General features: G+C 74.1%; 5 protein-coding genes. All 5 read left to right on the top strand.

Annotation, left to right across the window (positions count from 1 at the left end):
• A partial coding sequence (locus tag DVA66_RS16275; RefSeq protein ID WP_332872880.1) for a glutamate ligase domain-containing protein occupies positions 1-491 on the top strand: 491 nt, incomplete at its 5' end.
• Positions 469-1,938, top strand: coding sequence for a UDP-N-acetylmuramoyl-tripeptide--D-alanyl-D-alanine ligase (locus tag DVA66_RS16270; RefSeq protein WP_114561017.1), 1,470 nt, complete (start codon positions 469-471; stop codon positions 1,936-1,938). The genes DVA66_RS16275 and DVA66_RS16270, both read left to right, overlap by 23 nt.
• 67 nt (positions 1,939-2,005) lie before the next feature.
• Positions 2,006-3,076: a phospho-N-acetylmuramoyl-pentapeptide-transferase gene (mraY, locus tag DVA66_RS16265; protein WP_114561016.1), complete on the top strand. Its 1,071-nt coding sequence runs from the start codon at positions 2,006-2,008 to the stop codon at positions 3,074-3,076.
• Complete coding sequence (gene murD, locus DVA66_RS16260; RefSeq protein ID WP_408608923.1) at positions 3,058-4,545, top strand: UDP-N-acetylmuramoyl-L-alanine--D-glutamate ligase; 1,488 nt, start codon at positions 3,058-3,060, stop codon at positions 4,543-4,545. Before mraY ends, murD begins: the two co-directional genes overlap by 19 nt.
• A gap of 1 nt (position 4,546) precedes the next feature.
• Positions 4,547-5,803 (top strand): putative lipid II flippase FtsW (gene ftsW, locus DVA66_RS16255; protein ID WP_198671852.1); only part of this gene is annotated, 1,257 nt, incomplete at its 3' end.

Genomic DNA, 5,803 nt, shown 5'->3' with positions numbered 1-5,803 from the left:
CCCACACCCCGCAGGCGGTCGAGGCGACCCTGCGGGCGCTCCGGGCCGGGCTGGCCGGCGGCCCCGGCCGGCTGGTCACCGCCTTCGGCTGCGGCGGCGACCGCGACCCCGAGAAGCGCCGCCCGATGGGCGCGGCCGGTGCCCGCTACGCCGACGTGGTCGTGGTCACCGACGACAACCCCCGCAGCGAGGACCCGGCCGCCATCCGGGCCGAGGTGCTGGCCGGTGCGCGGGAGGATGCCGGACCGGGTACCGAGGTGCTCGACGGCGGCTCCCGCCGGGACGCGCTGCGGCTGGCCCTGGAGCTGGCCGGCCCCGACGACCTCGTCGCGGTGCTGGGCAAGGGCCACGAGACCGGCCAGGAGGTGGCCGGCGTGGTCACCCCCTTCGACGACGTGACCGTGCTGACCGAGCTGGCGCACGCGGTGCACGGGCCGGCGGTCACGGACGGCACGGGAGGAGGACGCGGTGCAGCCACGCACGCTCGCTGAGCTCGCCGCCCAGGTGGGCGGCACGGTGCACGGCCCCGGCACGGTGACGGTCGGCCCCGACGTGGTGATCGACTCCCGCCGGGCCGGTGCCGGTGCCCTCTTCGTCGCGCTGCGCGGCGAGCAGGTCGACGGCCACGACTACGCCGCCGCGGCCGCGGCCAACGGTGCCGCCGCGGTGCTCGGCCAGCGGCCCACCGAGCTGCCCACCGTGGTGGTCGACGACGCCGTCGCCGCGCTGGGACGCCTCGGCCGGGCCTGCGTCGACGCCGTCCCCGGGCTGACCGTGCTGGCCGTCACCGGCTCCTCGGGCAAGACCTCCACCAAGGACCTGCTCGCCCAGGTGCTCGAACCCGCCGGGGAGTGCGTGGCCCCGGAGGGCAACCACAACAACGAGATCGGGGTGCCGCTGACCGCCACCCGGGTCGGGCCGAGCACCCGGTTCCTGGTCAGCGAGATGGGCGCCCGCGGCATCGGCCACATCGCCTACCTGTGCACCCTCACCCCGCCCGACGTCGCCATCGCGCTCAACGTCGGCACCGCACACCTCGGCGAGTTCGGCGGCCGGGACGCCGTCGCCCGCGCCAAGGGCGAGATCGTCGCCTCCCTCGACCCCGACGGGTGGGCGGTGCTCAACGCCGACGACGAGCGGGTGCTGGCGATGCGCGAGCGCACCCGCGGCCGGGTCGCGCTGTTCGCCCTCGGCGCCCGTCCGTCGCAGCCGGCCGACCGGGCGGTCTGGGCCACCGACGTCCGCGCCAGCGAGGCCGGTCGTTACCGCTTCACCCTGCACTGCGCCGACGCCGAGGGCGAGGACGCCTGCGAGGTCGCCCTGGTCGGCGTCGGACGCCACCAGGTGGCCAACGCGCTGGCCGCCGCCACCGCCGCCCGCTGCGCCGGCCTCGCGCTGCCCGCGATCGGCGCCGCGCTCAGCACCGCCTCCTCCCGCTCCCGCTGGCGGATGGAGGTCGCCACCCGCGAGGACGGGGTGGTGGTGCTGAACGACGCCTACAACGCCAACCCCGAGTCGATGCGGGCCGCCCTCGCGGTGGCCGCGGAGCTGGTCGCCGAGCAGCGCCGCAGCCGTCCCGGGGCGCGGCTGGTGGCCGTCCTGGGCGACATGCTCGAGCTGGGGGAGTCGACCACCGAGGAGCACATCCGCCTCGGCACCGACGCCCGCGCGGCCGGGGTGGACGAGCTGGTGGTGCTCGGCGACCAGGCCGCCGAGGTGCTGGCCGGGTTCGCCGGTCCGTCCGGGCGTGGGAGGCGGCCCGAGGTCGAGGTTCCCGCTACGGTGCTGCAGGCACCCGGCCAGGTCGCCGGCCTGCTCGCGCCCCGGCTGGCCGCGGGGGACGTGGTGCTGGTGAAGGCCTCGCGCTCGCTGGAGCTGCAGACCGCGGCCGAGGAGCTGGTCCGGGGGACGCAGACGCAGCGGAGGGAGAACGAGTGACGGTGTCGGAGCGGAGCGACCGCACGACAGTCCCGCGGGACGTCCCAGGGTCGTCGGGGGCCACCTCGTGGTGACCATCCTGCTGGCCGGCGGGCTGGCCATGCTGGGCACCCTGCTCGGCACCCGCCTGGCGATCGGCGTCCTCGTCCGCCGGGGCTACGGGCAGTTCATCCGCGACGACGGCCCCACCGCCCACCACACCAAGCGCGGCACGCCCACCATGGGCGGGCTGGTCATCATGGCCTCGGTGGTGCTGGCCTACCTGCTCTCCCACCTGCTCACCTGGACGCCGATGAGCATCTCGGCCGGGCTGCTGCTGTACCTGTTCGTCGGGCTCGGCGTGGTCGGCTTCCTCGACGACTGGATCAAGATCTCCCGGCAGCGCTCGCTCGGGCTCAACAGCAAGGCCAAGCTGGCCGGCCAGGCGCTGGTCGGGGCCACCTTCGGCATCGCGGCGCTGAGCTTCCCCGACGAGCGCGGGCTCACCCCGGCCTCGCAGTACGTCTCCTTCCTGCGCGACCTCGACCCGCTCTACCTGGTGCTGCCGGTGGCGGTGGTCTGGTTCATGCTGCTCATCGCCGGCGCCAGCAACGCGGTCAACCTCACCGACGGCCTGGACGGGCTGGCCACCGGCGCCAGCGCGATGGTCTTCGCCGCCTACGCGATCATCAACATCTGGCAGTACAACCAGGCCTGCGCCTCGGTCGCCACCGCCAACGCGCGCTGCTACGAGGTGCGCGACCCCTACGACCTGGCCGTGGTCGCGCTCTCGCTGGCCGGGGCCTGCTTCGGTTTCCTGTGGTGGAACGCCTCCCCGGCCAAGATCTTCATGGGCGACTCCGGTTCGCTCTCCCTCGGTGGGGCGCTGGCCGGGATGGCCATCCTCACCCGCACCGAGCTGCTGCTGGTGGTGCTCGGCGGGCTGTTCGTCGTCATCACCCTGTCGGTGATCCTGCAGGTCGGCTGGTTCAAGCTCAGCAAGGGCAAGCGGCTGTTCAAGATGGCCCCGCTGCAGCACCACTTCGAGCTGATCGGCTGGGCCGAGATCACCATCGTCATCCGGTTCTGGATCATCTGCGGGCTGTGCGTGGCCGGTGGGCTGGGGCTCTTCTACGCCGAGTGGGTGGCGGGGCTGTGAGGGACTGGCTCGCGACCGCGGACGGCGCCTCGCCCTGGCCGCAGGCCCGGGTCCTGGTGGCCGGACTGGGCACCTCCGGGTTCGCCGCCGCCGACGGGCTGCTCGAGCTCGGCGCCGACGTGCAGGTGGTCGACGCGTCCGACTCGGCGACCAACGCCGAGCGGGCCACCCTGCTGGAGACCCTGGGCGCCCACGTCCGGCTGGGGGCCGGCAGCACCGACCGGCTGCCCGCCGACGTCGACCTGGTGGTGACCTCGCCCGGCTGGCGGCCCAGCACGCCGCTGCTGCGCCAGGCCGCCGCCGCCGGCGTCCCGGTGTGGGGGGAGGTGGAGCTGGCCTGGCGGCTCAGCGGGCCGGCGAAGCGGGTGCCCTGGCTGGCGGTCACCGGCACCAACGGCAAGACCACCACGGTGCAGATGCTGGAGTCGATGCTGCGTGCCGCCGGTCTGCGCACCGGCGCCTTCGGCAACGTCGGACGTCCGCTGATGGAGGCCGTCCTCGACCCCGAGCCCTACGACGTGCTGGCCGTCGAGCTGTCCAGCTTCCAGCTGCACTGGTCGCACAGCCTGCAGATGCACTCCGCGGCCGTGCTCAACCTGCAGCCCGACCACCTCGAGTGGTACGCCGACGCGGACGACCCGATGGCGGCCTACCGCCGCGACAAGGCGCTGGTCTACGAGCGGGTCACCCACTCCTGCGTCTACAACGTCGCCGACCGCGCCACCGAGCAGATGGTGGAGGAGGCCGACGTCACCGAGGGCGCCCGGGCGATCGGGTTCACCCTGGGCACCCCGGCCCCCTCGATGATCGGGGTGGTCGACGACCTCATCGTCGACCGCGCCTTCGTCGCGCAGCGGCGCGACTCCGCCCTGGAGCTGGCCAAGCTGTCCGACGTCACCCCGTTCGCACCGCACAACGTCGCCAACGCGCTGGCCGCGGCCGCGCTGGCCCGCTCCTTCGGCGTCCCGGCCGCTGCGGTCGCCGAGGGGCTGCGCACCCTCACCCCGGGCGAGCACCGGATCCAGACCGTCCTCGAACGCGACGGCGTCCGCTGGGTCGACGACTCCAAGGCCACCAACCCGCACGCCGCCGGGGCCAGCCTGTCGGCCTTCGAGTCCGTGGTCTGGGTGGCCGGCGGGCAGGCCAAGGGCACCACCTTCGACGACCTGGTCACCCGCCACGCCGGACGCCTCCGCGGTGCGGTGCTGCTCGGCGTCGACCGGGCGGTGGTCGCCGGGGCGCTGCGCCGACACGCTCCCGATGTGCCGGTGATCGAGGTGCCGGGCACCCACACTGGGGTCATGGAGGACGTGGTGCGAGCGGCGGCCGGTCTGGCCCGCCCCGGCGACGTCGTCCTGCTCGCCCCCGGGTGCGCCAGCCTCGACATGTGGCCCGGCTACGGCGCCCGCGGTGACGCCTTCGCCGCCGCCGCCCGCTCCCTCGCCCCACCGGGACCCGCAGGGGAGTGACGTGACGATCCTCTCTTCCCCGTCGTCGTCCGACCGCTCCGCCGAACCGACCTCCCCGGCCGCCGCTCCCGGCCTCTCGAGCAGCCTGCGCCAGGCCCTGGCCCACCCGCTCGCCAGCTTCTGGCTGGTGGTGGTCTCGGCCGGGCTGCTGCTCGCGCTCGGAACCATGATGGTGCTCTCGGCCTCCAGCGTGGTCGGCCAGGTGGAGTACGACGACCCCTACTACTACGTCAAGCGCCAGATCGTCTTCCTGGTCGCCGGGCTGGGCGCGCTGTGGTTCCTGGCCTACCGCCCGCCACGCCACCTCAGGGTGCTGGCCTGGGTGAGCTGGTTCGTCTCGGTCGGCCTGCTGCTGCTCCTCTTCACCCCCCTGGCGGTGAGCGCGGGCGGCAACACCAACTGGGTCGCCATCCCCGGTCTGGACTTCTTCAACATCCAGCCCTCGGAGCTGGCGAAGCTCTCCATCGTGCTCTGGGGCGCCGATGTGCTGGACCGCAAGGAGAAGCTGCTCGACCAGCCCCGCCACCTGCTGGTGCCCTACGTGCCGATGGTGGGCGTGCTGGTCGGGCTGACCCTGGTCGGGCGCGACCTGGGCACCGCTGTGGTGATGGGGGTGATCATCCTCGCCGTGCTGTGGATGGTCGGCACCCCGCTGCGGCTGCTGGCGCTGCTGGGGCTGCTGGCCGCCGGCGGCGCGGCCGCCCTGGTGCTCACCAGCGAGAACCGGGTCAACCGGTTCCTGTCCTTCCTCAACCCCGTCCAGGACACCGACGGCATCGGCATGCAACCCACCCTCGGGGTCTGGGCGCTCGCCTCCGGCGGCTGGTGGGGGGTCGGGCTCGGCGCGTCCCGGCAGAAGTTCGGCGGTCTGGTCGAGGCCCACACCGACTTCGTCTTCGCCATCATCGGCGAGGAGCTCGGGCTGGTCGGCACGTTGACGGTGCTCACCCTCTTCCTCGTCCTGGGCTACGCCGGGCTGCGGATCGCGCTGCGCTCCGACACCACCTTCTGCCGGATGCTGGCCGCCGGGATCACCGCCTGGTTCATGGGCCAGGCGCTCATCAACCTCGCCGTGGTGCTGCGGCTGGCGCCGGTGATGGGCGTCCCGCTGCCCTTCGTCTCCTACGGCGGTGCGGCGATGCTGGTCAACCTGGCCGCGCTCGGGCTGCTGCTGGCCTGCGCCCGCGAGGAGCCCCAGGCCCGCCGGCTGCTGAGACGCCGGAGCAGCTCGCCCCGGCCGCGGATGACCGCCGTCGTG

Origin of the sequence: Desertihabitans aurantiacus, assembly GCF_003344635.1 — a bacterium.
GTDB classification, from domain to species: Bacteria; Actinomycetota; Actinomycetes; order Propionibacteriales; family Propionibacteriaceae; genus Desertihabitans; species Desertihabitans aurantiacus.
The sequence above is the reverse complement of the archived record's forward strand: the minus strand, read 5'-3'. Positions and strand labels throughout refer to the sequence as shown.